Annotated in this window: 22 protein-coding genes; 10 read left to right on the top strand and 12 right to left on the bottom strand. The window is 63.7% G+C overall.

What is annotated here, in order from left to right:
• Window positions 1-3: 3 nt before the first annotated feature.
• From EIC84_RS23040 to EIC84_RS23030, 3 genes are all read right to left on the bottom strand, one after another.
• Window positions 4-1302 carry an efflux RND transporter periplasmic adaptor subunit gene (locus EIC84_RS23040; protein ID WP_003062415.1) on the bottom strand — a complete coding sequence of 433 codons (1299 nt, stop codon included), beginning with the start codon at window positions 1300-1302 and terminating at the stop codon, window positions 4-6.
• Between the two features lie 288 nt (window positions 1303-1590).
• Window positions 1591-3024 carry an MFS transporter gene (locus EIC84_RS23035; RefSeq protein ID WP_003062417.1) on the bottom strand — a complete coding sequence of 478 codons (1434 nt, stop codon included), beginning with the start codon at window positions 3022-3024 and terminating at the stop codon, window positions 1591-1593.
• On the bottom strand, window positions 3017-4216 hold the full coding sequence (locus EIC84_RS23030) for a multidrug effflux MFS transporter (protein WP_003062420.1): 1200 nt from the start codon (window positions 4214-4216) through the stop codon (window positions 3017-3019). Before EIC84_RS23030 ends, EIC84_RS23035 begins: the two co-directional genes overlap by 8 nt.
• Before the next feature lie 266 nt (window positions 4217-4482).
• Between EIC84_RS23030 and EIC84_RS23025 the strand changes: the two genes are divergently transcribed.
• On the top strand, window positions 4483-5040 hold the full coding sequence (locus EIC84_RS23025) for a DUF1566 domain-containing protein (RefSeq protein ID WP_003062423.1): 558 nt from the start codon (window positions 4483-4485) through the stop codon (window positions 5038-5040).
• Between the two features lie 45 nt (window positions 5041-5085).
• On the opposite strand, the gene EIC84_RS23020 is transcribed toward EIC84_RS23025, so the two are convergent.
• The 5 genes from EIC84_RS23020 to EIC84_RS23000 all read right to left on the bottom strand — a co-directional run bounded on the left by EIC84_RS23020 (window position 5086) and on the right by EIC84_RS23000 (window position 9621).
• Window positions 5086-5991, bottom strand: coding sequence for an SDR family oxidoreductase (locus EIC84_RS23020; protein WP_003062425.1), 906 nt, complete (start codon window positions 5989-5991; stop codon window positions 5086-5088).
• 202 nt (window positions 5992-6193) lie between these two features.
• The gene (locus EIC84_RS23015) at window positions 6194-7210 is read right to left on the bottom strand and encodes an NADP-dependent oxidoreductase (RefSeq protein WP_003062427.1); all 1017 of its coding nucleotides are present in this window, start codon (window positions 7208-7210) and stop codon (window positions 6194-6196) included.
• Between the two features lie 135 nt (window positions 7211-7345).
• Window positions 7346-7768 carry a PaaI family thioesterase gene (locus tag EIC84_RS23010; protein ID WP_012838708.1) on the bottom strand — a complete coding sequence of 141 codons (423 nt, stop codon included), beginning with the start codon at window positions 7766-7768 and terminating at the stop codon, window positions 7346-7348.
• Between the two features lie 126 nt (window positions 7769-7894).
• Window positions 7895-8686 carry an SDR family oxidoreductase gene (locus tag EIC84_RS23005; RefSeq protein ID WP_003062433.1) on the bottom strand — a complete coding sequence of 264 codons (792 nt, stop codon included), beginning with the start codon at window positions 8684-8686 and terminating at the stop codon, window positions 7895-7897.
• A gap of 218 nt (window positions 8687-8904) precedes the next feature.
• Window positions 8905-9621, bottom strand: coding sequence for a methylated-DNA--[protein]-cysteine S-methyltransferase (locus EIC84_RS23000; protein WP_003062436.1), 717 nt, complete (start codon window positions 9619-9621; stop codon window positions 8905-8907).
• Between the two features lie 116 nt (window positions 9622-9737).
• Between EIC84_RS23000 and EIC84_RS22995 the strand changes: the two genes are divergently transcribed.
• The 5 genes from EIC84_RS22995 to EIC84_RS22975 all read left to right on the top strand — a co-directional run bounded on the left by EIC84_RS22995 (window position 9738) and on the right by EIC84_RS22975 (window position 14095).
• Window positions 9738-10043 (top strand): hypothetical protein, encoded by a 306-nt coding sequence (locus EIC84_RS22995; RefSeq protein WP_003062441.1) that lies wholly within the window; start codon window positions 9738-9740, stop codon window positions 10041-10043.
• A gap of 150 nt (window positions 10044-10193) precedes the next feature.
• Window positions 10194-11150: a class I SAM-dependent methyltransferase gene (locus tag EIC84_RS22990; protein WP_003062444.1), complete on the top strand. Its 957-nt coding sequence runs from the start codon at window positions 10194-10196 to the stop codon at window positions 11148-11150.
• Window positions 11147-12148 carry an alpha/beta hydrolase fold domain-containing protein gene (locus tag EIC84_RS22985; RefSeq protein ID WP_003062447.1) on the top strand — a complete coding sequence of 334 codons (1002 nt, stop codon included), beginning with the start codon at window positions 11147-11149 and terminating at the stop codon, window positions 12146-12148. Before EIC84_RS22990 ends, EIC84_RS22985 begins: the two co-directional genes overlap by 4 nt.
• 176 nt (window positions 12149-12324) lie before the next feature.
• Window positions 12325-12765: a nucleoside deaminase gene (locus EIC84_RS22980; RefSeq protein ID WP_003062451.1), complete on the top strand. Its 441-nt coding sequence runs from the start codon at window positions 12325-12327 to the stop codon at window positions 12763-12765.
• 97 nt (window positions 12766-12862) lie between these two features.
• Window positions 12863-14095 carry a cyanate transporter gene (locus tag EIC84_RS22975; protein ID WP_034361460.1) on the top strand — a complete coding sequence of 411 codons (1233 nt, stop codon included), beginning with the start codon at window positions 12863-12865 and terminating at the stop codon, window positions 14093-14095.
• A 73-nt stretch (window positions 14096-14168) separates the two neighbouring features.
• Here EIC84_RS22975 and EIC84_RS22970 read toward each other — a convergent pair whose 3' ends face one another.
• Together EIC84_RS22970 and EIC84_RS22965 are read right to left on the bottom strand one after the other, a co-directional pair.
• Window positions 14169-15314 (bottom strand): AAA family ATPase, encoded by a 1146-nt coding sequence (locus EIC84_RS22970; protein WP_003062461.1) that lies wholly within the window; start codon window positions 15312-15314, stop codon window positions 14169-14171.
• 73 nt (window positions 15315-15387) lie between these two features.
• The gene (locus tag EIC84_RS22965) at window positions 15388-16224 is read right to left on the bottom strand and encodes an RNA ligase family protein (protein WP_003062464.1); all 837 of its coding nucleotides are present in this window, start codon (window positions 16222-16224) and stop codon (window positions 15388-15390) included.
• A gap of 489 nt (window positions 16225-16713) precedes the next feature.
• On the opposite strand from EIC84_RS22965, the gene EIC84_RS22960 reads away from it, so the two are divergent.
• The 4 genes from EIC84_RS22960 (at window position 16714) to phnE (ending at window position 22278) form a co-directional block, all read left to right on the top strand.
• Window positions 16714-18690: a choice-of-anchor I family protein gene (locus EIC84_RS22960; protein ID WP_003062467.1), complete on the top strand. Its 1977-nt coding sequence runs from the start codon at window positions 16714-16716 to the stop codon at window positions 18688-18690.
• A gap of 224 nt (window positions 18691-18914) precedes the next feature.
• Window positions 18915-19796: a putative selenate ABC transporter substrate-binding protein gene (locus tag EIC84_RS22955; RefSeq protein ID WP_003062471.1), complete on the top strand. Its 882-nt coding sequence runs from the start codon at window positions 18915-18917 to the stop codon at window positions 19794-19796.
• Between the two features lie 74 nt (window positions 19797-19870).
• Window positions 19871-20713, top strand: a complete 843-nt coding sequence (locus tag EIC84_RS22950; protein ID WP_003062474.1) for a phosphonate ABC transporter ATP-binding protein — start codon at window positions 19871-19873, stop codon at window positions 20711-20713.
• A complete protein-coding gene (gene phnE / locus EIC84_RS22945; RefSeq protein WP_046460237.1) occupies window positions 20704-22278 on the top strand; it encodes a phosphonate ABC transporter, permease protein PhnE in 1575 nt (524 codons plus the stop codon). Before EIC84_RS22950 ends, phnE begins: the two co-directional genes overlap by 10 nt.
• 178 nt (window positions 22279-22456) lie before the next feature.
• Here phnE and EIC84_RS22940 read toward each other — a convergent pair whose 3' ends face one another.
• Together EIC84_RS22940 and EIC84_RS22935 are read right to left on the bottom strand one after the other, a co-directional pair.
• Window positions 22457-22912 (bottom strand): Lrp/AsnC family transcriptional regulator, encoded by a 456-nt coding sequence (locus tag EIC84_RS22940; RefSeq protein ID WP_003062481.1) that lies wholly within the window; start codon window positions 22910-22912, stop codon window positions 22457-22459.
• A gap of 371 nt (window positions 22913-23283) precedes the next feature.
• The gene (locus tag EIC84_RS22935) at window positions 23284-23679 is read right to left on the bottom strand and encodes a cytochrome c (RefSeq protein WP_240701982.1); all 396 of its coding nucleotides are present in this window, start codon (window positions 23677-23679) and stop codon (window positions 23284-23286) included.
• Between the last annotated feature and the right edge of the window lie 129 nt (window positions 23680-23808).

Genomic DNA, 23808 nt, shown 5'->3' with positions numbered 1-23808 from the left:
TGCTTACTTCTTGGCAGGTGCATCGGCAGCGGCCTGCACGGGCGGCTCGCCCCGCTGGCTCTTGCGCTCGGCCTTGGCCTTCAGATCCACCTCCACGGTCTGAACCTTGTCGCCGGGCTTGATGCGCTGAAAGCCATCCACCATCACACGCTCGCCTGCTTTCAGGCCCGTCTTGAGCAACCAGAAAGCGCCTACGGCGCGGTCCAGTTCCACATCCCGCTTTTCAACCACATCGCCGTCCTTGACGACCATGACATTGGCACGGCCGGTCAGATCGCGGGTCACCGACTGCTGCGGCACCAGCAAGGCATCGGGTGCCAGGGCCGTGGGCAGCAAGGCCTTCACATACATGCCGGGCATGAGCATGCCGTCGGGATTGGGCACCTCGGCGCGCAGGGTCAGCGTGCCAGTCGTGTCGTTGACGATCACGCCCGCAAAGGCCAGCTTGCCCTGATGCGGGTAGTCGCTGCCGTCGTCGAGCTGGATGCGCACGGGAATCTTGTTGCCTTCCACCTTCTGGTAGCGGCCGGAATCCAGATCGCGCTTGAGCTGCATCAGATCGGTGCTGGACTGGGTGAAGTCCACATACATGGGGTCCAACCGCACGATGGTGGTGAGCGCCGTGGCCTGATTGGCCGTGACCAGCGCACCGGGCGTGACGGCAGACAGCGCGATGCGACCGCCGATAGGGGCTTCGATCCGGCTGTACTTGAGATTGATGCGTGCGGTTTCCAGATTCGCCTTGGCCACGGCCACATCCGATGCGGACTGGGCCGCCGCCGCCTGGCTTTCGTCAAACGCCTGCTTGCTGATCGCGTCGATCTTGACCAGCTCGGCATTGCGCCGTGCCGTTGCAGCCAGCGTGCGCTGGCTGGCTTCGGCCTTGGCCACGGCGGCCGCAGCACTGGCCTCGGCCGCCTTCAACGACGCGGCGTCGATCTGATAGAGCTGCTGGCCCTGTTTGACCAGAGCACCTTCGGTGAACAAGCGCTGCTGAATGATGCCCGAGACCTGGGGACGCACTTCGGCCGTCATGAAGGCACGGGTGCGCCCCGGCAGGCTGGCATCCAGCTGCTGGCTTTGCGACTGCAAGGTGACCACGCCGACCTTCGGCTCGGACTTGGGCGGGCCTTTTTGCTCCGCCTCGGGCTTGGAGCAGCCCGCCAGCGCAGCGGCAATCAGCATGGCTCCCACAGCCAGTGTCCAGCGCTGCTGGCGATGACCTTGCTGGCTTGCACTGGGAAGGCAAGAAAAATGCGCCTCTCGGCGCGGGCTCAGCGAAGCGGGCTGGTCAATCTTCATACGTGGAGCGGTCTGAACTAAAGAACTTGTCAACATTGTGCGCCGACAATATTAATAAAATGTAAAGCAGCCAAAGGCGCAATGACATGCCGGCAATCACCCGCTTGCCATTCTCCTGTCATGCGGGCATGCGGCGTCGCAGCGGTCTCTGGCTTGAGACACCACTGTAGAAAACCTTGGCAGCAAGGCTCCTCGTCATAACGGACTAGAGCCGGAACCCGCAAAATCCCGGAATCGGCAACTGGCTGCGCTCTCTATATCAGGACAAAAGCAGCTTTTGCTGCCAAATCAATGCTGCTGCTTGCCCGGACGTACGCGCAAGATGCTGAAAACTCCGGCCAGCGCCGCAAAACCGCCGGCCACAGCCAGCGCCAGCAGTTCAGCATTGCCGCCATGCCCGCCCGAGATGGCAAAGATGGTGGCCAGCACCACGGCACCCAGTGTCTGACCTGTCATGCGGGCAGAACTGAGCATGCCGCCCGCGGCACCGCTGCGCGACATGGGGGCCGAAGTGACGATGGTGTGATTGTTGGGCGACTGGTAGAGCGCGAAGCCGCTGCCCGCCAGCAGCATGCGCCAGACCATGTCCCAGTGCGCCACATCGACCGGCATGGCCGCCAACAGCCACAGTCCACAGGCAAACATGGCCATGCCGATGCCGCCCAGCAACCCGTCGGGATACTTGCCGATCAGGCGTCCGGCCACCGGCGCCGTCAGCACGGTGGCCAGCGGCCAGGCCGTGATCAGCATGCCTGCCTCCATGGGTGACAGACCGCGCGCCTCCAGCAGCAGGAACGGCAAGGCCAGATAGGACAGCATCTGCGCGCAGAAGGCCGAGACCGAGCCGCACATCGACAGCCGGAACACGGGAATGCGCATCAGATCGACGGGGAACAGCGGAGCTGTCTTGTGCCACTGACGGCGCAGATAGACATAGCCGACCACCAGCCCGGCGCCCAGCAGCCACCAGCCCGAAGGCATCAGCGGGCTGCCCGCAGCCCCCTGATCCTGCCCCATGCGCACGCCCAGTTGCTCACCGCCCAGGAAAAGCAGGGTGAACATCAGAATATTGAGCAATACGTCAAGCGCCGCTATCGGCTCGCCATTCTTGCGCACCACGGGGTTGGCCGGCAGCGCCTTGCGCCCCATCCACAAGGTCATCAAGCCCAGCGGCACGTTGATGGCAAACAGCCAGGGCCAGCTGGCAACCGACAGGATGGCAGCGGCCACCGAAGGCCCGGCCATGGACGAGGTCGCCACCACCAGCGAGTTGATGGCCATGCCGCGCCCCAGCATGGCACGCGGATAGGTCAAGCGCACCAGCGCCGCATTGACGCTCATGATACCCGCTGCACCCATGCCTTGAAACACGCGCGCTGCAATCAGCGTGCTCAGCGAGCTGGCCAGCGTGGCCGCCACCGAGGCAATGACAAACACCGTCATGCCCAGCAGATAGATGCGCCGATAACCCAGGCGCTCGCCCAGGGCTGCCAGCGGCAGCAGCAGCACCAGGCCGGCCAGCTGATAGGCGTTGACCACCCAGAGCGTCAGGGCCGAGCTGGCCTGCAGCTCGCGCGCAATGGCGGGCAAGGCCAGATTGACAATGCTGCTGTCCAGCACCGACAGCGTCAGTCCCAGAATGATGACCAGCATGGCGCGGCCACGCGCACCGTCAGGCAGGCCGTCGTAGACAGGGGAAGCTTGAGCAGTGCTCTCAGTCATGGGCGACTCGGTGCACACGGCCCAGCGTGATCCAGGTCAGCGCCACGCCCACCAGGGCGCCGGTCGCCATGCCCACCACCATGGGCAGGGGCTTGCCATTGGAAAAGTGCCCCACGATCTGCATGGCCGCAGCGCCGCTCAGCATCTGCAGCGTTCCCAGCAAGGCGGAGGCCGTGCCCGCAATCTCGCCATGCTCTTCCAGGGCCAGCACCGAGGTCGTGGGAATCACCAGGCCCATGAAGGCGCTGGCAATGAAGTACAGCACGATCAGCACCGCCAGCTTCTCGCCGCCCAGCAGGTAATAGAGCAGCAATGCTGCCATGGTCAGGCCCGAAGCAGAAGCCGCAGCCTTGACCACATTGACCAGGCCAAAGCGCTGGCCCAGCCGCCCCGTCAGCTGCGCCGCGCCGATAAAGGCGATGGAGTTCAGCGCAAACGCCATGCTGTACTGGGTGGACGAGAGGCCGTAGTAGTTGATGAGCACAAAGGGCGAGCCCGCCAGATAGACGAAAAAGCCCGCCATGGCGCAGCCGCCGATGAACACCAGGCCCAGGTAATGCCAGTCACGCAGCAGGACCAGATAGGCCTTGAGCGCACCGCCAAGGCTGCTGTCCAGCCGCGCCTCGGCCGTGCGGGTCTCTTCCACGCCACGCCACGTGGCGATCAGGCCCAGCACGGCTGCTGCCGCCACCACCCAGAACACGGCACGCCAGCCGGCCAGGGAAATCACGCCGCTGCCGGCCAGGGGCGCCAGAATCGGCGAGACGCTGAACACCAGCATCAGCAGCGACATCATGCGCGCGGCCGCGTGGCCGGTATGCAGATCGCGCACCACGGCACGCGGCACGGCCATGCAGGCCGCAGCGCCCAGACCCTGCACAAAGCGAAACGCCACCAGGGTCTCGATATTCGGAGCCAGCGCGCATCCCACGCTGGCGACGGCAAAAACCGTCAGACCAAAGTACAGCGGCGGCTTGCGGCCCAGCATGTCGGAGACCGGCCCATAGAGCAGCTGGCCCACACCAATGGAGAGAAAGAACGCGGTCAGGCTGGCTTGCACGGCCCCGACCTGGGCATCCAGGCTGGCGCCGATCTGGGGCAAGGCCGGCAGATACATATCGATGGCGAAAGGCCCGATGGCCGACAACAGGCCCAGGATCAGAACCAGACGCAGGGAGACAGAAGCTTGCATAGGGGTGTGATTGTCGTGGTAACTTGATTTATGTGCTGAGCAATTGCCGGTTTCCTGTATGACCTTGCAGGCTCACGCCAGTCCGCCGGGCAGCGCCTGTGCCTAAGCCTTCAATTACGAGGCTTTAGACCCGGTCATCCAGGCGATGACTGCATGGACAACCAGCACAATGGGCTCAACCACCCTTCCCTGCTCTCGCCGTGACTGCTGCAAGCTCCTTCCCACGTCTGCCCTTTTCGCTGCCCACCGCGCTCGCTGCACTATGCTTGGCGGCTGGACCAACTGGTGCACAGCCCGCGCCTGCTGCCCCTGCCTTTCAGCTCTCGCCCGATGCCAGCATGGTGATAGACACGCGCGCCAGGCTGGCCTGGCCGCGCTGCGCCGAGGGCATGAGCTGGAATGGCAAGGCCTGCAGCGGCCAGGCCGAGGTCTTCAGCTACAAGCAGGCCATGAGCCATGCCGCAGAACGCAGCAAGGCCGAAAACCTGCGCTGGCGCCTGCCGCGCGTCAATGAACTCAAACGCCTGCTGGACCGCAGCAGCAAGCCCCAGGGCCTGAACCCGGAACTCTTTCCCAATGCGCCACGCGACTGGCACTGGACGGGTACGGCCGCCGTGAATGCCCAGCGCCTGAACACCTACAACTACGCCCAGGTGGACAAATCCAGCAGCCTCTCCGGCCTCTCGGCCCAGCAGGCCTGGGCGGTCAACACCGAGACACTGCAGGCCGTGCCCGATATGGGCAAGGGCAATGCCTTGCTGCTGCGCCTGGTGCGCCCTGCCACCGAGGCCGAACTCGGCACCCAGGCTCCGGCCGCACCATGAAAAAAGCCTTGCCGCTTTGGCAAGGCTTTTTCAACTCCCGCCGGCTCAGCCAGCGCGCAGCGCTGCCTTGAGGCTCTCGCCCAGTTCGGGCTTGTGCGCAAACGGATCCGTCGGGTTGCGGCCCTGAACCACATCTTCCAGGCGCACCTGCACCGAACCCAGGGCCTGCGGGTGGCTGTAGATATAGAACTGGCCCGAGGCCATGGCATCGAACACCTTCTGCGCCACCTCGGTCGCCGTGACCTTGCCCGAGCCCACGGCCTTGTCGGTCATGGCCTGGCCTATCTTCTGGCTGGCCGTCAAAGGCTGCGCCTCCAGGCCCTGGGGACGGTTGCGCTCGCTATGACCTATGCCCGTGGGCACGAAGAAGGGGCAGAGCAGACTGGCACTGACCTGGTCCGAGACCAGGGCCAGGTCCTGGTACAGCGTCTCGGTCAGTGACACCACAGCGTGCTTGCTGACGTTGTAGATGCCCATGTTCGGCGGCGCCAGCAGACCTGCCATGCTGGCGGTGTTGACGATATGGCCTTCGAAGGCGGGATCGGCCTTGGCGGCCTCCAGCATCATGGGCGTGAACAGGCGTACGCCATGGATTACGCCCCAGACATTGACGCCCAGCACCCATTGCCAGTCGGCAACAGTGTTTTCCCAGACCAGGCCGCCCGCGCCGACGCCCGCGTTGTTGAAGACAAAGTGCGGCGCACCAAAGGTTTCCTTGACTTCGGCTGCCAGTCGCTCCATCTGCGCCGCATCCGAGACATCGACCCTGCGCGCCAGCACCTTGGCACCGGTAGCCTTGAGCTCGGTCTCGGCCTTGTCCAGCGCCTCCTGCTGCACATCGACCAGCACCAGATTCATGCCTCTGGCGGCTCCGATGCGCGCGCACTCCAGCCCGAAGCCCGAGCCCGCACCAGTCAGAACCGCCGTCTTTCCCGCGAAATTCGTGATCATTCTTGTCTCCGTATTTATTTGGACGCAGCTCAAATGCGCTTCCACACTCGAAACCGGTGCGGCACAACCAAGGGACAGCAAGCAAGGGCCTATGCCGGCCGCGCCGCCCCGCAGCGAGGCTGTCGCCCCCCTTCCATAGCGCGCAGCGCGTAGAGAAAAGGGGGGCGCCCGGCTAGGGGAAGGCGCAAAGCGCCTCAGGGGGTTAGAGCAGCTTCACCAGCTGCTTGCCGAAGTTCTTGCCCTTGAGCAGGCCCAGGAACGCGCCGGGCGCCGAGGCCAGACCTTGGGAGATCGTCTCGCGCGGCTTGAGCTTGCCAGCTGCCACCAGACCGCCCAGCTCGGTCAGGGCCTCGCCCCAGACTTCCATGTGCTCGCTGACGATAAAGCCTTCGAGCTTGATGCGGTTGACCAGCAGCAGCGCCGGGTTGGCCAGCGGCAGGGGCTGGCCGTCATAGCCGGCAATCATTCCGCACAAGGCCACACGCGCAAAGGCATTGGTGCGCAGCAGCACGGCGTCGAAAATATAGCCGCCCACGTTCTCGAAATAGCCGTCGATGCCGTTGGGGCAGGCATCCTTCAAGGCCTTGGCCATGGTCTTGACATCGGGGTGCTCGCGGTAATCGATGCATGCATCAAAGCCCAATTCATGCACGGCGTAGCGGCATTTCTCGGCACCGCCCGCAATGCCCACCACGCGGCAGCCACGTGCCTTGGCCAGCGCCACAAAGGCGCTGCCCACGGCACCGGTGGCAGCGCTGACGACCATGGTTTCACCGGCCTTGGGGTTGATGATCTTGACCAGGCCATACCAGGCCGTCACGCCCGGCATGCCCACGGCGCCCAGATAGTAGGACAGCGGCACATGGGTGGTGTCGACCTTGCGCAGCGCGCCGGGCACGCTGGGGTCGAGCAGCGAGTATTCCTGCCAGCCGCCCATGCCGACCACCTTGTCGCCGGCCTTGAACTTGGGGTGGCGGCTCTCGACAATCTCGCCCACCGTGCCGCCCTGCATGACCTCACCCAGTGGCTGAGGCTGGGCATAGCTCTTGGAGTCGTTCATGCGGCCGCGCATGTAAGGGTCCAGGCTCAGATAGTGGTGGCGCACCAGCACCTGGCCCTCGCCCACGGCGGGCAGCGGCGACTGCACCAGCTTGAAATTGCTCTCCACCGCCTCACCCTGGGGGCGATTGTCCAGAAGGATTTGCTGATTGACCGTCATGTTTCGTCTCCTGTTTGAACTTCAGATCTCATAGCTGCAAGCGCTTGATATACCTCGCACTTGAAGCTGATAGCACACAAAACAACAATAGGGAAAGCGACAGCCGCTCATAAAAACAGAGCAACCGATCCGTACTCAATCCGTGGGCAGGGCTTGCAATCCGCCTTCGGCCGCAGGCCTGCGCTTCATGTACTTGAAGGTGCCCGTGGCATGGACGCAGAGTCGGCCCTGTGCATCGTAGATGCGGCCTTCGGTAAAAGCCATGGTGCCGGTGCGATGCAGCAGCACGCCCTTGCCCACCAGCGGGCCATTGGCCGCCTGCATGAACGAGGTTTTCATCTCGATGGTGACCACGCCCAGATCGAAATCCACGCTGCGCGCAGCCACGGCCATGGTCACATCCATCAGCGTCATCGAGGCTCCGCCATGGGTGATGCCAAAGGAATTCAGATGTTCGGGACGCGGTGTGAAGTGCAGCTCGGACTCACCGTTCTCCATCTTGTGGAGGGTGAAGCCCAGCTCATGCACAAAGGGAATTTCAGGACCAAATGACAACACCGCGAAACCTTTCAGAAGAGTGATGCGCCGCAGACTGCAGCTGCTGAACCGTGAATGTAAGCGCGGCGGACAGCCTCAGAATGCTGCACCGCACAAAAAACATGACTCACCCTTCATCCGCCACTATCAACCACCGACCAGAGCGCTCACGCCGCCATCCACGGCCATCCACTGGCCCGTGATGTGCTTGCCGGCATCGCTGGCATAGAGCAGCGTCAGGCCCTTGAGGTCCTCATCGTCGCCCAGGCGGCGCAGCGGCGCATGGGAGCGCATTTCGTCCTCGCCCAATGTCTCGATCAGCACGGCTGCCATCTTGGTCTTGAAAAAGCCCGGGCAGATGGCGTTGACGGTGATGCCGTGCTCGCCCCACTCGCCGGCCAGCGCGCGCGTGAAATTGATGACTGCGCCCTTGGAGGTGTTGTAGGCAATGGTCTTCATGCCCGTGGGATTGCCGCCCAGGCCGGCGATCGAGGCCAGATTGATGATGCGGCCGCTCTTGCGCTCCAGCATGGACAGGCGGGCGATCTGCTGGCTCAGCAGAAAATAGCCGCGCACATTCAGGTTCATCACCTTGTCCCAGGCCGCCGTCGGGTGGTCTTCGGCCGGCGCACCCCAGCTGGCTCCCGCATTGTTGATCAGGATGTCCACATGGCCGAGACGCTGCACGGCCTCCTTGGCCAGGCGCGTGATATCGGCCTCGTCCGAGCAGTCGGCAGCAATCCAGTCGGCCTCTATGCCAGCGGCCTTGAGCTCGGCTGCGGCCTCTTCCAGATCCTTGGCCTTGCGCGAGCTCAGCAGAATCTTCGCGCCGGCCTCGCCCAGCGCATGCGCCATCTGCAGACCCAGGCCACGCGAGCCGCCGGTCACCAGGGCCGTCTTGCCCGAGAGGTCGAAAAGTTGCTGCACCGTACGTGTCATTCTCATGTCTCCTGTTTGTTTTCAAGGTTCAAACCGGGTGCGCAGTGCCTTGCAAGGCCTGCCCGTCAAAAGCTGCATGAATTGTGCGGGCGCCTCAGACGCTGTGTTGTCACCTGCGTGTCGGCGCTGTCCCGCAGGTGGCAGAGCCCGCGCTGGCGCGGCTTGCAGGGTCTGCCAGCAGCAGCAAGGCAAAGCGCATCCGGCGCCTTCAATCGGCATCAATCGGCAAACAGCGACTGCGTGCCGCCCCAGGCCCCGCCTTCGATCTCCAGCATGCGCAGCTTGGTCAAAGCGCCCTGACCGCCCGAGAAGCCTCCCGGTGCCCGCCCTGCGGCCAGCACGCGATGGCAGGGAACAATCGGCGCAAACGGATTCGCACCCAGGGCCTGGCCCACGGCGCGCGCAGCACCAGCCTCACCCAGCGCTGCTGCAACTTCACCATAAGTGCTGGTCCGGCCTGGCGCCAGGGCGCGCGTGAAGGCATAGACCCGGCTGTGAAATGCAGGCACGGCGAACTCGTCGAGTGCAATCTCCTGCAGGTCAGGCAGAACACCAACCGCGCCTTGCCCCCTGTCCTGCCGCATATCTCCCAGCACGCCGGCAGCCACGGCCTCTGCGCTGGGCTGCGCCCAGCCCGGCTCGATCTGCGCATTCACTCCGGCCAGCAGACACTGAACCCCCGCCATGGCCTGCAGGGCAAAGCCCGGAACAGCGGAGATGGAGGTCACGGCACCATAGGCCGCAGGCCCGCGCTGCGGCTGCAGCGCATGGCGTTTGGACAGACCCAGCAGCATGCGCTCCCGAGTCTCGCCCCAGCTGGCCTCGGGCAGTTGCACGGCGCAGATGGCAGTGGCATTCCAGGCCAGACCACATACGCCAATACGCGTGACAAACAGGGCATGGCCGGGAAATGGCAACGAAGCAGCGTGGTTCATGGCCACAGTCTACAAAACGCAATCCATATGCTTTCGCAAAAATTCCCAAAAGACTGGATGCAAAAACAGTTAATTACTGTATATTTAGACAGTCAAAACACTGTGGATATACGGACATGCAAGAAGCCCATTTCACCGTCTCTCTTTGCGACTATCCCGAGCTGCCCGAGGACAAACGCCAACAAGCCGAGGCACGTTATGCCCGCGTACTGGCACGCCAGCTTGGCGGGGAAGAACAGGTCGGACAAGCCCTGTCGCTGGTGCAAGGCCTGGAAGACACCCCGCCCGAAGAAATCACCGACGACGCCAAGCTCACCTTCCACCGCTGGATGAAAGCTGCCCGCGCCGCTGCAGAGGCCGGCCTGCAAGGTATTGGAGGCACCGAAAGCTGTTTTTTCGATGTGCGGCGCATCTACCACTGAGTGAACGGACGCGGGCGGCGCGAGTCCCGAGGCCGTCAGCGCTGGACCGGGCTGCCAAGCATTGCAAGGGACATGTGCCGCCCTGGTCACCGGAGCTCGCTGCAATGCCTACACTGGCGGCTTGTTTGACCGTGTGACTGTTTTCTCTCCATGCAAGCCCTGCTAGCCGCCATTGCCCAGATGCCCTTACCCACCGATGCCCAGCGCATCTTTCATGGCCGCGGGGGGCGGTATCCGGGCTGCGAACAGATCTCGCTGGATGCTTTTGCGCCCGTCATCGTGCTGACCAGCTTTGCCCCCATGGAGGAAGCCCAACTGAGCCAGATTGGTCAGGCGCTGGAGCAGCGCTGGCAGCAGATCGCCCCGGCCGGCCAGGCTCTGACCTGGGCCTTCCAGACCCGCGAAAGCGGCGGCAAGGTCGAAACCCGCGTCATGGCCGGGGAGCTGCCCGAGCCGCATGTGGTCACAGAGAACGGCGCGCGATATCTGATCCATATCGCACGCGGGCAGAACCACGGCCTGTTCCTCGACATGGCCGCCGGCCGCGACTGGGTGCGCCGGCAGGTGCTGGCCCATGAGCGGCCCGCGCGCATGAAGGTGCTCAATCTGTTTGCCTATACCTGCGCGTTCTCGGTCGTGGCCAAGCTGGCCGGCGCGGGCCAGGTTCTCAATATGGACATGAGCAAGGGCGCTCTGGCCACGGGTCAGCACAACCATCAGCTCAACGGCGTCAAGGCCGGCGCCAGCTTCGCCGCCCACGATATTTTCAGCAGCTGGGGCAAGATCAACCGCAGCGGACCGTACGACCTGATCGTCGTGGACCCACCCAGCTACCAAAAAGGCAGCTTCATCGCCACCAAGGACTATGCGCGCCTGATGCGCCGCCTGCCCGATCTGCTGGTGCCGGGCGGCCAGGTCCTGCTGTGCCTGAACGCCCCCGAACTCGGCACCGACTTTCTGCGCGAGCAGATGGCGGAAATCGCACCCGAGCTCCAGTTCGTCGAGCGCCTGGCCAACCCGGCCGTATTTGCCGATGTGAACGAAGAGCGCAGCCTCAAGGTCATGGTCTATCGCGCTCCTGCGCTGGCGGCGGACCAGCAGCCATGAGCGAGGGCACAGATCAGGGCCGCAGCCTGCCTCTGCAGCCCATGGACCCGGCTCTGGCACGCACGCTGCAGCGCTTTGCCCGGCTCGATGCGGAGACGCCGACCCCGCAGCTCGACTATGTGCAACGCCGGCGTCTGCTCAGCGAGCTGCAGGCCGGGCTGATTCGCTCGGCACTACCCGGCATTTCCAGGGCTGAGCATTTCCTGGCCGCAGAGGGCCGCGAGATCTGCCTGCGCAGCTATCGCAAGCAAGGTGCGGGCAGCGGCCGGACGCTGGTCTGGCTGCATGGCGGCGGCTGGATGGTGGGCGATCTCAACACCCATGACGACCTGTGCGAGCATCTGGCCCAGTTCACCGGCCATACCGTGCTGTCCGTGCATTACCGCCGCACGCCGGAAAACCCCTTTCCCGCGCCGCTGGACGATGTGATGGCCGTGCTGCAATGGCTGAGAGATATGCGCGGACTGCAGCCTTTTGCGACTGACCAGGTCCTGCTCGGTGGCGATAGCGCTGGCGCCCATCTGGCACTGGCAGCGGCGGTGCGCCAGATTCAGCAACCCACCGATGCGGCCCGCATTGCAGGCCTGCTGCTGCTCTACCCCCCGCTTCAGCCCGATCAGGACAATGACAGCATGCGCCGCTTTGCCACAGGCTTCGGGCTCACGCCCGCCGCCATGCAGCGCTACTGGCAGGAACTGGGCCGGCCCGAAGGCCAGGCCGCTCAATGGCGGACGCCGGGCTGCTGCAGCGCAGCCATCGCCCATTTGCCGCCCACACTGCTGATGACGGCCAGCCACGATATTCTGCGCGACGAGGCTGAAGCCTTTGCCCATGCTGCCCAGGCACTGGGCGCACCACTGCAGCTTTTGCGCGCCCCGGCCATGGTCCACGGCTTTGCACGCATGCTGGCCGCCAGCCCGGCGGCACGCCAGCAGGTCGAGCTCGCCTGCTCGGCCTGGGCGGAACTAATAGGCGGCCAACGCCCTCAGAGCAAATAAGTTTTGCTTTCCAGACAGGTAGCGGCACGGCACTGCAGGTGTACGCTGCACGGCGCTGAGCGCCGCCTTGCCCATTTCAAACACAACAGTTGCGGCGCTGATGCATCAGGCATCCGACGCTCGCCGCCATATCTTTCTTAGTCATGAGTCCAACTTCCGGTACCCCACAACAACTGATGCGCCTGGCCGTGGACCTGGCCCATGCCAACCGCCTCCAGGGCGGCCGCCCGTTCGGCGCCGTGCTCGCCCAGGGAAATGAAGTCGTTGCCACCGGCGTCAACGAAATCATTGTCAGCCACGACCCCAGCACCCATGCCGAAATGCAGGCCATACGCGCGGGCACGCAAAAACGCGCCAACCCCAGCCTGGCAGGCCTGTCCATCTATGCCAGTGGCCACCCCTGCCCCATGTGCCTGGCAGCCCTGGTCATGAATGGTGCCGAGCAGGTGTTCTTCGCCTTCGACAACCAGGACGCCGCGCCCTATGGCCTGTCCAGCGAGAGCAGCTACCAGCGCCTGCGCCTGTCGCTGACGCCGCAGCCGCTGCCCATCACCCGCATCGATACCGGCATCCGCGCGGCCCAGCTCTATGGTGACGAGGCCTGGCCCGCTGCCTGATCCTCGTTGCCGCCAAAAACCACAACAACAAACCGGGCTGCCTAAGGCGACCAGCAATCGCACCAGCGCGTTGCAACGCTGGCAGCCTCAGCGCTTCATGACATCGACATATTCCCAAACGCACCGCGTACCGCCGCTGCTGTGGCTGGTCGTGGTGATACTGGTCACCATCAACCTGCGCCCCTTTCTGACTGCCCCCGGCCCCTTGGCACCGACCATACAGCAGGCCACGGGCATGGATTTGCGCAGTTTTTCCTGGCTCACGCTGCTGCCTATGGCGCTGATGGGCATCGGCGGCTGGCTTGCTCCCACGGCATTGCGACGCTGGGGCGCACGTGCCGCCATTTGCGCCTCGTTGCTGTTGATTGCCCTGGGCTGCGCCCTGCGCCTGACGCCTGCTGGTGACGCCACCGGCAGTCTGCTGATCGCCACGGCCGGCCTCTGCGGCGCGGGCGTGGCGCTGGCACAAAGCATTCTGCCGGGACTGATCAAGCGCCAGTCTCCCCACAACGTGGCGCCCATGATGGGCCTGTATTCGGCTGCACTCATGGGCGGCGGTGCACTCAGCGCCCAGCTCTCGCCAGTGGCCATGCAGCTGGGTCTGAGCTGGCAGGCTTCGCTGGCCATCTGGGCCATTCCGGTGCTGCTGGCATTGCCGCTGGCCTGGTATGCGCTGACCCTGATGCGCGAGCCCGTTGCCCCTGCCCCCTCCGCGCCCCGGATACAAGCCGACAGCGACACCGGCTGGCTGCTGCGCCGGGGCCGCACCTGGCTGCTGCTGATCAGCTTTGGCCTGATGAACGGCGGTTATGGCTCCACCGTTGCCTGGCTCGCTCCGTTCTATCAGACCCATGGCTGGACGGCCACGCAAAGCGGCTCGCTGCTGGCCATTCTGTCGATTGCACAGGCCGCATCGGCGCTGGCCATGCCCGCCCTGGCGCGCCGCAGCCTGGACCGCCGCAGCTGGGTCGTGCTGGCCTTGCTGCTGCAGATCATCGGCTTTGCCGGCCTCGGGCTCTGGCCCGATGCCATGCCCACACTCAATGCCATCGTGCTGGGTCTGGGACTGGGCGGCTGCTTTTCGCTCTTCATGCTGGTGGCGCTGGACCATCTGCCATCGCCCACACAGGCCGGCGCCCTCAACTCGCTGATGCAGGGCGGCGGCTTCATCCTCGCCGCACTGGCCCCTCTGGTCATGGCACAGTTGCACCAGATCAGCGACAGCTGGATGACGGGCTGGCTTTATCAGGCCGGCGTCGCCGCGCTGGTCTGCCTGCTGGTGACACGCTTCAACCCCCAGGGCTACCCGCAAGCCATGCAACAGCCTTGAGCACGGCATTGCGATCCCCAAAAAAAGGGCCTGGAAACTTCCAGGCCCTTTTTCCTTTTCGTTTTTACGCGGACTACTCGTTGACCAGCAGTTGCAGCCCATGCGCCTCGGTCGGCAAGGGTACCTCCCATCGGTGCAACATGCCCAGCAATGCGGCATTGCCGAGCGTGGTGTCGCGCTTGCTGTTGCGCGCCAGCAAGGTGGACCTGCTTGCCTCCAGATGCACCAGTTCCACCTGCGCGCCATAGGCCAGGCACAGCTCCAGCGTCTTGCCGCGCATCTGCCTGGACAGATGCGTGGCATTCCAGACAAAAGCGGCCTTGGCGCGCAGCAGGCTCTTGGCCTTGTCCACCGCATGATGGGCCGCAGCGCCCTCGTTCTCGCCGTGGCGCAGGCCCAGTTCGGTGCGCGCATCGTCAAACGACACCACGGGCAGGCCCGCATGATGCCGGGCCACCCAGTGGTTCTTGCCCGATGCAGGCAGACCGCACATGACGATGACGCGCGAGCCCGGCTCTTCGTGCAAGGCGTAGTCCGGGTGCAACTCGGCACCGCGGAAATAGCGCACTGCCGTCTCGGCCGAAGCAAAGCTGCGCGGCTTGCGCAAACAGCCCTCCTCCAGCGCAAGCTCCCTGAACAGCTCGATATTCACCAGCACATTGCCCACATCGGGGCAGATGCGGCCGCGAATATCGGCACGGGCCAGCAGCACCAGCAAATGCAGATCGACCTGCCAGGACAGCTCTCTGACCATGAACTCGGGCGAGACGCCTCGGCGCGAATCGGCAAAGGCGAAGAACGGCACCTGATGCACTGCAATCAGGCGGCAGACCGCCTCGCGCCGGGCCACGGGCGCGCCCGCCTCCCAGAGCATGAGCCGCGCATCGAGTGCACCCCGGCGCGAATGGCCGGGCTGCGAGATGCGGCCGTCGTCGGCTATCTGCGTGGTCGAGCACTTGGCGACATCGTGCAGCAGCGCGGCCAGAAAGACTGTCTCGCGCTCCTCGTTGGTGAGCCCTGCATAGTCGCCGTCCTGCAGCAGCTCGGTCACCACCATCTGCGTATGCGTCCAGACATCGCCTTCGGCATGGTAGATCGGATCTTGCGGCGTGGTCTTGGCCAGCTCCAGTTGCGGAAAAGCCTCCAGGCAGGCCGCCCAGTCCACCGCATGGTGAGCGGAATGCGGCACCAGGGCCGCGATCTGTTTCCAGCTCCACATAAATTCTCCTTTCACCGCAGCCTCCTCATGAAAACCACGGTTTTGATAGCTATCAACGCTTGTTGGACAAGCCTCACCAGCTTTTTTGAATCTTGTTGGCAAAGATATCGACGCCTGTGCGCAGACCGTTGGCGACAATGGGCCGCTCGCTGTGGTGCGAGCCCGACTCCAGGATCACCTGCACGAAGTCGGAGCGCACGAACTTGTAGCGCTCCACGGTCTGGCCGTTTTCCTCGACCTTGATATACAGACCTTCGGCCAGCTCGGATCGGTCGGTCTGGCGCCAGGCCAACGGCAGATCCAGCTTCTGTCTTTGCACCTGATCCTCGAACATAGCCTTCCAGCCTGCGCTGCGCCCCAGAGATGGTGTCAGCAATGCCAGCAAATCCTGCATGCGCCTCGGTGCGATGCCCGCGTAGAGCACGGGCACGGACACCACGGGCACACCGTCCAGCAGCGCGTGGCGCTGCGGCGTGTCCAGAAACTGCTGCGCCGAGCGGTCCCAGATGTCGAACTCGCAAAACCAGTGCGGCAAGGCGTCGTAGTACAGAGAATGCTTGGCATACAGCCATTCGCCATACATCACATAGCGATCGTCCAGCAGCGCCATCAGCGCGCTCTCATGGGCTCGGGCCCATTGCTTGTAGGCGTTGAACTGACGCTCGCGCCCGCCCATCTGATCGGCTTGCAGATAGTGGCCGCGCGACTGCAGCAGCAAGCTGCCGTCGGCACCAAAGCTCAGTGCCGCATTGGCGCCGTCCAGCTTTTCCTCGACAACGATATGCCGGCCGGCCAGCGCATCGTAAGGCACGGCATCTGCCTGATCGCCGATCTGCAGCCGCGAGCCACGCAGATGCGGCGTGCGCGGATATTTGAGGATCTCCAGATTGAATAGATGTGGTGAAGTCATGTTGTGCTTTCCTAAAAGGGAATAAGCCACGCGCAAAAAAGGCGCGGCAGACAAATCAAGGACATGGACAGCGCCGCTCTCCGCTGCCATCGGAAAAAGACAGAACCCAAGCAGCCAAGCAAAGGGCCGGCCTGGAGTTCAGAGAGTGGGAGGAGCTTGGAGCCCGAATGCAATTCAGGCCAGAGACGCCAAGCAGGAAGATTGCCGCCCTTCACAGAGCGGGAGTTCCACACCGCAGCGCACACGCGAGAAAGATCAGCGTGTGACGAAGTCGTTTAGCTCAAACGAATACGGCGGGACATGGTGCACCTCGAAAATGAGAGCGAATAGCGCAGGTGGAGCAAGGCTGGCGAGTGTATTTGCTTGCAAGCCCAACTGCCAAGCGCTTGACCGAAACTTGTTGCGCAAAGAACACGAAACGGTTTCACAGAGATGAAACAGAGGCTGGTTACAAATCGTAGTTTTCTTCCTGCACCTGCCAAACTCTCAATGACATCTGCACAGACCTTTCGCCAACCTCTTCTGATTTCCCTGATCGCAGCCGCTGCCCTGGCCGCCTGCGGTGGCGGTGACAACAACACGAACAACACCACACCAGCGCCTGCTCCGATTCCTGAAGTCCCGGCGCCGGCACCCGAGCCCGAGAAGACGCCCACCTCGCTCACGCTGGAGAAAATCGGCAGCTATCAGTCGGGCATTTTTCTGCAGAGCGCCGCCGAAATTACGGCTTTCGATCCTGTCACCAAGCGCGGCTTTGTGGTCAACGCCCAAAAGGGTGCGCTCGACGTGCTGGACATGAGCAACCCCGCCGCACCGCGCATGCTGGCCAGCCTGGATGCCACAAAGCTCTCGCTGGGTGCGGGGGCCTCCATCAACAGCGTGGCCGTGCATGGCGGCCTGGTGGCTGCAGCCGTGCAGGCATCGGTCAAGACGGACAAGGGCATGGTCGTCATCTATGACGCCGACAAGCTCGGCGTGATCGCCGAAGTGCCCGTGGGCGCCCTGCCCGATATGCTGACCTTCACCCCCGACGGCAAGACCATTCTGGTCGCCAACGAGGGCGAGCCCAGCGATGACTACCAGATCGACCCCGAAGGCTCGATCAGCGTGATCGATGTGAGCACGCCCGCCAAGCCCGTGGCGCGCACTGCCGACTTCAAGGCCTTCAACAGCCAGAAGGCGCAGTTGCTGGCCAAGGGCGTGCGCATCTTCGGCCCGACCGCAGACGGCCTGGGAACGGCCGCCGTGGCCAACGACCTGGAGCCCGAATACATTGCCGTGGCCCCGGACGGCAAGACGGCCTGGGTGACGCTGCAGGAAAACAATGCGCTGGCCATCGTGGACATCGCCAGCGCCACCGTGACCGATGTGGTGGCTCTGGGCTACAAGGATCATGGCGCGGCCGGCAACGAGCTGGACTTCGCCGACAGCGACGGCAAGAGCCCGGTCATCAACATCACCCAGGCCGCCAATGTGTTTGGCATGTACCAGCCCGACTCCATCGCCGCCTACAAGGCCGCCGACGGTGCGACCTATCTGGTCACTGCCAACGAAGGCGATGCACGCGCCTGGGGTGAAGGCAACAAGAGCTATTTCGGCACGGCCGCCGACAAGACGGCCAACACCCCGGCCACGGCGGGCGATATGAGCAAGGGCTTTGTGGAAGAGTGGCGCATCAAGCACCTGGTGCACAAGGACGGCTTTCTGCGCCGCGCGGGCGACGATCTGCCTGCCCATCTGGCTCAGCTGGCCAGCGGCGCCTATCTGAATGCCAGCAACTTTGCCTGGTGCGGCGCGGTCGGCACAGACCCCAAGACCTGCCGCGACGATGACAAACTGGGCCGCCTCAAGGTCACCTGGACCATGGGCTACCAGACCGACAGCAGCGGCAACCCCGTCAAGGATGGCAAGGGCTACCTGACTTATGACAGGCTATACGCCTATGGCGGCCGCTCCATCTCCATCTGGGATGCCAAGGGCAAGCAGGTCTGGGACTCTGGCGCGGCCATCGAAAAATTCATCGCCAGCCCCGAATGCAAGCTGGGCGCCAGACGTGACATTGCCTGCGCCACCTACTTCAACACCGGTCATGACGAAACGGCCAGGCTCGATGCGCGCAGCAGCGCCAAGGGTCCCGAGCCCGAAGGACTGACCGTGGGCCAGATCGGCACCAAGACCTTTGTCTTTGTGGGCCTGGAACGCATGGGAGGCATTCTGGTGTTCGACATCACCGACCCCAAGGCACCCAAGCAGATCGACTATCTGAACACTCGCGAAAACTGGACCGCCAGCTTTGACAGCAAATCCGCGCTGGCAGGCACTGCACTCAGCGATGTGGGCGATCTGGGCCCCGAAGGCCTGCACTTCATTTCTGCCGCCAAGTCACCCAACGGCAAACCCTTGCTGATGGTGGGCAACGAGGTCAGCGGCACCACGGCCATCTACCAGCTCAATCTGCAATATTGAAACCTGCAGACAAGCAATCGCTTTCATGCCAAGCCCCGTCCCCACGGGGCTTTTTGCTATTCAAATCAAGCAAAGACTGCACCGAGGGTTTCTCAATTACGTAACAATAAGCGCCAGCGGTCGGTGTACCGCCTATGGGTTCCCATTCGCCGCAAGCCAGACGCTTGCGACCTACTAAACCGCCGTGTATCCGGACGGCGGTGGCTTTTTGAACGGAGCACTTAATGACGCACTCTTTCGCTCGCCGCCAGGCGCTGCGCGGCTTGGCCGTGGCAGCTCTCGCCTCCTCTTCCCTGCTGTCCGCAGCGCATGCAGACACCCCCGCCGTGCTGCGCGTCTCGGCCATTCCTGACGAGGCACCGACCGAGCTGCAGCGCAAGTTCAAGCCCCTGGGCGAATACCTCTCGCAAGCCACCGGCATGAAGGTGGTGTTCACCCCCGTATCCGACTACGCAGCCGTGGTCGAGTCCCTGGCCACCAAAAAGCTGGACCTGGCCTGGCTGGGCGGTTTCACCTATGTGCAGGCCAAGATTCGCACCAACGGCACGGCCATCCCCATTGTGCAACGGGCCGAAGATGCGGTCTTCACCAGCAAGTTCATCACGGCCGACCCCGCCATCAAGACGCTGGCCGACCTCAAGGGGAAGACCTTTGCCTTCGGTGCACCTTCGTCCACCTCAGGCAGCCTGATGCCGCGTTTCTTCCTGCAGCAGGACGGCCTGAATCCCGAAAAAGATTTCAAGACCGTGGCCTACTCGGGCGCGCATGACGCCACCGTGGCCTTTGTGGCCGCAGGCAAGGCCGAGGCCGGCGTGCTCAACACTTCGGTGTGGGACAAGCTGGTCGAATCCAAGAAGGTGGACACGAGCAAGGTGCGCGTGTTCGCCACGACGCCCACCTACTTTGACTACAACTGGACGGTGCGCGGCGACCTGGACCCAGCCATCGTCAAGAAACTGACTACTGCCTTCCTGGCACTGGACCCCAGCAAGCCAGAGCACAAGGCCATCATGGACCTGCAGCGCGCCTCCAAGTTCATCGCCACCGACTCCAAGAACTACGACGGCATCGAAGCTGCCGCCAAGTCCGCCGGTCTGCTGAAGTAAGAAATTCAGCTTTTTTGACTGCCAACGCTTATTTATCAGGCGTTGGCAGCTATTGTTTTCAGAGTATTCGTCTCATGAGCTTCATGCTGGACGATGTGGGCCTGACCCACAGCAACGGCTTTACCGCCCTGTCCCATATCTCCTTGTCCGCCATCCAGGGCGAGAGCATTGCGCTCATCGGCCCCTCGGGCGCCGGCAAGACTTCGCTGCTCAGCACCATAGGCACAGCCTACCTGCCCACGGCAGGTCGCATGCAGGTGCTGGGCCGGACCGCGTCTGCGCAATCCGCCGCCCGCGAACTCAAGGCTTTGCGCAGCCGCATCGGCACCGTGCACCAGGCCGCCCCCATTCCGCTTCGTCAGCGCGTAGTCACGGCCGTGCTGGCCGGCAAGCTCGGCCAGTGGCCGCTGTGGAAGGCGCTGGCATCGCTGGCCTATCCGCAGGACATTGCGGGCGCGCGCGAGGCCCTGGCCCGCGTGCAGCTCGAGAACAAGCTGTTTGCACGCTGCGACCAGCTCTCCGGCGGCCAGCTGCAGCGCGTGGGCATTGCCCGCGTGCTCTACCAGCAGGCCGAACTGATTCTGGCCGACGAGCCGGTCTCGGCCCTGGACCCTGCACTCTCGCAGGCCACGGTGCAATTGCTGGTGCGGGAAGCCGCCGCGCGCAAGGCCACGCTGGTGGTCAGCCTGCATGCCGTCGATCTGGCGCTGGCCAACTTTGCCCGCATCGTCGGCGTGCGCGATGGCCGCCTGGCCTTTGACCTGCCGGCCGCGCAGGTCAGCGATGCGCAGTTGCAAGCGCTCTATGCCCATACCGATGGCAGAGCGGCCGACCTGCCCATGCTGCACAACCGCCTGGCTCAGCGCGATCCCGCCAGCATCACGCCCACTCCCATCCAGGTGAACGCATGCCGGTAGACATGCTCGAGCAAGCCCGGCCATCACGCCGCGACCCCTCTGCTCGCGGCCGCCTGAGCGGCCTGATCCTGACCCTGGTCGTGCTCTGGCCCATGCTGCAGACCTCGGGCTTTTCGCTCAAGCCGCTTTTCGATGCCGACAATCTCAAAGTCATCGGCGGCTTTCTCGCGCAGTTTCTGCCGCCCGAGACCAGTAGGGAGTTTCTGGCCTATCTGGCTCAGGCCACGCTGGAGACCCTGGCCATCGCCACGGCCGGCATGGCGCTGGCCTTTGTGATTGCCGTACCCATGGCCTATCTGTCCACGGGCGCGGCACGCGAGAGAGTCACGCTCAACCCCATCGCCCGCAGCGTGCTCACCATCCTGCGCGGCATTCCCGAGCTGGTCTGGGCTCTGGTGTTCGTGCGTGTCTTCGGCCTGGGCCCGGCAGCCGGTGTGCTGGCCCTGGGCCTGACCTATGGCGGCATGCTGGCCAAGGTCTATGCGGAAATTCTCGAATCCACCGACCCCGCCCCGGCCCGCGCCCTGCGTGCCAGCGGCACCGGCCGTATCCAGGCCCTGCTCTATGGCCTGCTGCCCCAGGCTGCCAAGGAGCTGACCTCCTACACCGTCTACCGCTGGGAATGCGCGGTCCGTGCCTCGGTGGTCATGGGCTTTGTCGGGGCGGGGGGCCTGGGCCAGCTCATGGATCAGGCCATGAAGATGCTCAACGGCGGCGAAGCCGCCAGCATTCTGCTGGCCTTCATGCTGCTGGTGGCGGCGGCCGATCTGCTTTCCTGGTGGCTGCGTCGCGCGCTCGACGCCGCGCCTGCTGCGCGCGCCCAGCCCTTCGGCTGGCGAACCGGCACATTTCTGCTGGCTGCCTGCGCGGCGCTATGGGCCAGTCTGCGGCTTCTGGATATTGATTTCTCTGCGCTGTTCACGGCAGATGCTGCCGCCAGCATGGGCGACTTCGTGCGTGGCTTTTTCCCGCCCGATCTGAGCCAGTCCTGGCTGCTCAAGGTGCTGCAAGGCATCTGGGAGACCCTGGCCATCTCCATAGTCGGCACCTTGCTGGCCGCGATCGCGGGCCTGCTGCTGGCCCTGCCGCGCTGGCGTGCGCCATGGAATGTGGTGCTCAACGTGCTGCGCTCCGTGCCCGAGCTGGTCTGGGCCACGATCACCGCGCTGGCCGTGGGCCTGGGCCCGTTTGCCGGTGCGCTGGCCCTGGCCCTGCATACCACCGGCGTGCTGGGCCGCCTGTTTGCCGAGGCCTTGCAGAATGCTCCGGCCGCCCCCGCGAATGCGCTCAAGCTCAGCGGCAGCAATCGCCTGCTGGCATTTTGCTATGGCACCCTCCCTGGCGCAGCGCCGCAGTTGCTGGCATACACGCTGTACCGCTGGGAAATGAATATCCGCATGGCGGCGATTCTGGGCTTTGTGGGTGCCGGCGGTCTGGGCCAGCTGCTGTACTTCGAGCTTTCGCTGTTCCACTATGCCCAGGCCAGCACCGTGATCATGGCCATGCTTTTGCTGAGCATTGCCGTGGACTGGAGCAGCGCCGGCCTGCGCCGCGCCATGCGTTGAGACAGTTGACGCGGCGCCCCGGCACCGAATCAGCTTCATCCGTTCCTCCATCACATCCGCCGCGCAGCCCCCCAGATGGGCCAACGCGGCCAGCGATCCGGTCTGCATCCAGGTCTCGATGAGAGTTGAAACCTGAATGACTTCAGCCACACCTGGCACCGCTTAGAGCGATGCTGCTTCACACTCCCAGGGGCAGGTCGGCCTTCTTCAGCGTGCGCAGCACAAAGCTGGACTGGCTATGGCGTATGCCCTTGATCTTGTAGAGCTTTTCGCGCAGCAGGCGCTCGTAATCGCGCGTGTCCTTGACAACGATACGCAGCAGATAATCGTACTCGCCCGAAACCAGATGCGCCTCCACTACCTCGGGAATGGTGGCCAGCACCTCGCCGAACTTCTCCAGCGTGTTGTCCGAATGGCTGTCCAGCGTGACCATGACCAGAACCGAATCGGCCAGTCCCAGCGCCTGCGGGTTCAGACGCACGGTATAGCCCTCGATCACGCCGGCCTCCTCCATCTTCTTGATGCGTGCCCAGCATGGTGATGCACTCAGACCCACGGCCGCGCCAATCTCCTGCAGACTGGCGCGCGCGTTAGCCTGCAATGCAGCAAGAATCTTTTTATCCAGAGTATCCATATCTTGGAATTTACCGCCAAAAATTCAAAAACAGAAAAATTTTCTGTAGCAACACTGTATTTACAGAATTTGAAGCAACATTTTCTGCACTGCAACATGCACACTTGAGTCCATGGAAGCACGTTTACCGACGCAGCAAAACCATTCAACATACCGCGCCGTTTACCGTCAGCATCCGGTTGGTTGATCCGCAATACGCATATGCAACAGGCCGCATCACTTAAGCACAGTGATGCGGCCTGTTGATATTTGGACTGCTCAGTCACTCCGGCAAACGACAGCGGCATGAAAAAACCCGGCCGGATTTCCATCGGGCCGGGTTTTCGGGAGCCGGCCCGGCGCACAAGGCACCTGGCGGACGCTCATGCTGTCTACAGGGCTCGCGGCGGAGCAGCATCGACTTGCACATGCTTGCGCACCTTGCTAACCAGACTTTCGCTCACATCCGAAGCCTGGTTGCCCCAGCCCGTGCGCAGAAAGGTGGCCAGTGCGGCCACTTCGCTGTCGGTCAGGCGGTCGGCATAGCCCTGCATCACCAGATGCATGGGACGGCGCTCCGTAGCGGGCGATGAAGCGCCCTTGAGAATCACCGACACCAGCGGGCTGGCATCCTTGCCCAGCACCATGGCATTGCCTTGCAGCTCGGGGAAGATCTCGGGAGCGCCCTTGCCGCTGACAAAGTGGCAGGCTGCGCAGTTGTCGAGATACAGACGAGCCCCCAAAGGCATGTCGGGAGACGCGGATTTCAGCAGCTTGGCCGTGGCCAAGTGCGTGCGCGCACCTCTGTTCTCGATGAGCCCATGGGTCCTCGGGACAGAGCAAGCCAGCATCTTTCTCAAGAGCAAGAACACCTGGCAATTGCATTACGCAAGCAAGGGCATCTGTCGCTGGACGAT

The sequence above is a fragment of the Comamonas sp. A23 genome (assembly GCF_004522605.1).
GTDB classification, from domain to species: Bacteria; Pseudomonadota; Gammaproteobacteria; order Burkholderiales; family Burkholderiaceae_C; genus Comamonas; species Comamonas thiooxydans.
The sequence above is the reverse complement of the archived record's forward strand: the minus strand, read 5'-3'. Positions and strand labels throughout refer to the sequence as shown.

Excerpts from the sequence above, each read along its gene's own strand:
- EIC84_RS23040 (WP_003062415.1), bottom strand. The coding sequence starts at position 1,302 with ATGAAGATTGACCAGCCCGCTTCGCTGAGCCCGCGCCGAGAGGCGCAT.
- EIC84_RS23035 (WP_003062417.1), bottom strand. The coding sequence starts at position 3,024 with ATGACTGAGAGCACTGCTCAAGCTTCCCCTGTCTACGACGGCCTGCCT.
- EIC84_RS23030 (WP_003062420.1), bottom strand. The coding sequence starts at position 4,216 with ATGCAAGCTTCTGTCTCCCTGCGTCTGGTTCTGATCCTGGGCCTGTTG.
- EIC84_RS23020 (WP_003062425.1), bottom strand. The coding sequence starts at position 5,991 with ATGATCACGAATTTCGCGGGAAAGACGGCGGTTCTGACTGGTGCGGGC.
- EIC84_RS23015 (WP_003062427.1), bottom strand. The coding sequence starts at position 7,210 with ATGACGGTCAATCAGCAAATCCTTCTGGACAATCGCCCCCAGGGTGAG.
- EIC84_RS23005 (WP_003062433.1), bottom strand. The coding sequence starts at position 8,686 with ATGACACGTACGGTGCAGCAACTTTTCGACCTCTCGGGCAAGACGGCC.
- EIC84_RS23000 (WP_003062436.1), bottom strand. The coding sequence starts at position 9,621 with ATGAACCACGCTGCTTCGTTGCCATTTCCCGGCCATGCCCTGTTTGTC.
- EIC84_RS22995 (WP_003062441.1), top strand. The coding sequence starts at position 9,738 with ATGCAAGAAGCCCATTTCACCGTCTCTCTTTGCGACTATCCCGAGCTG.
- EIC84_RS22990 (WP_003062444.1), top strand. The coding sequence starts at position 10,194 with ATGCAAGCCCTGCTAGCCGCCATTGCCCAGATGCCCTTACCCACCGAT.
- EIC84_RS22985 (WP_003062447.1), top strand. The coding sequence starts at position 11,147 with ATGAGCGAGGGCACAGATCAGGGCCGCAGCCTGCCTCTGCAGCCCATG.
- EIC84_RS22980 (WP_003062451.1), top strand. The coding sequence starts at position 12,325 with ATGCGCCTGGCCGTGGACCTGGCCCATGCCAACCGCCTCCAGGGCGGC.
- EIC84_RS22975 (WP_034361460.1), top strand. The coding sequence starts at position 12,863 with ATGACATCGACATATTCCCAAACGCACCGCGTACCGCCGCTGCTGTGG.
- EIC84_RS22970 (WP_003062461.1), bottom strand. The coding sequence starts at position 15,314 with ATGTGGAGCTGGAAACAGATCGCGGCCCTGGTGCCGCATTCCGCTCAC.
- EIC84_RS22965 (WP_003062464.1), bottom strand. The coding sequence starts at position 16,224 with ATGACTTCACCACATCTATTCAATCTGGAGATCCTCAAATATCCGCGC.
- EIC84_RS22960 (WP_003062467.1), top strand. The coding sequence starts at position 16,714 with ATGACATCTGCACAGACCTTTCGCCAACCTCTTCTGATTTCCCTGATC.
- EIC84_RS22955 (WP_003062471.1), top strand. The coding sequence starts at position 18,915 with ATGACGCACTCTTTCGCTCGCCGCCAGGCGCTGCGCGGCTTGGCCGTG.
- EIC84_RS22950 (WP_003062474.1), top strand. The coding sequence starts at position 19,871 with ATGAGCTTCATGCTGGACGATGTGGGCCTGACCCACAGCAACGGCTTT.
- phnE (WP_046460237.1), top strand. The coding sequence starts at position 20,704 with ATGCCGGTAGACATGCTCGAGCAAGCCCGGCCATCACGCCGCGACCCC.
- EIC84_RS22940 (WP_003062481.1), bottom strand. The coding sequence starts at position 22,912 with ATGGATACTCTGGATAAAAAGATTCTTGCTGCATTGCAGGCTAACGCG.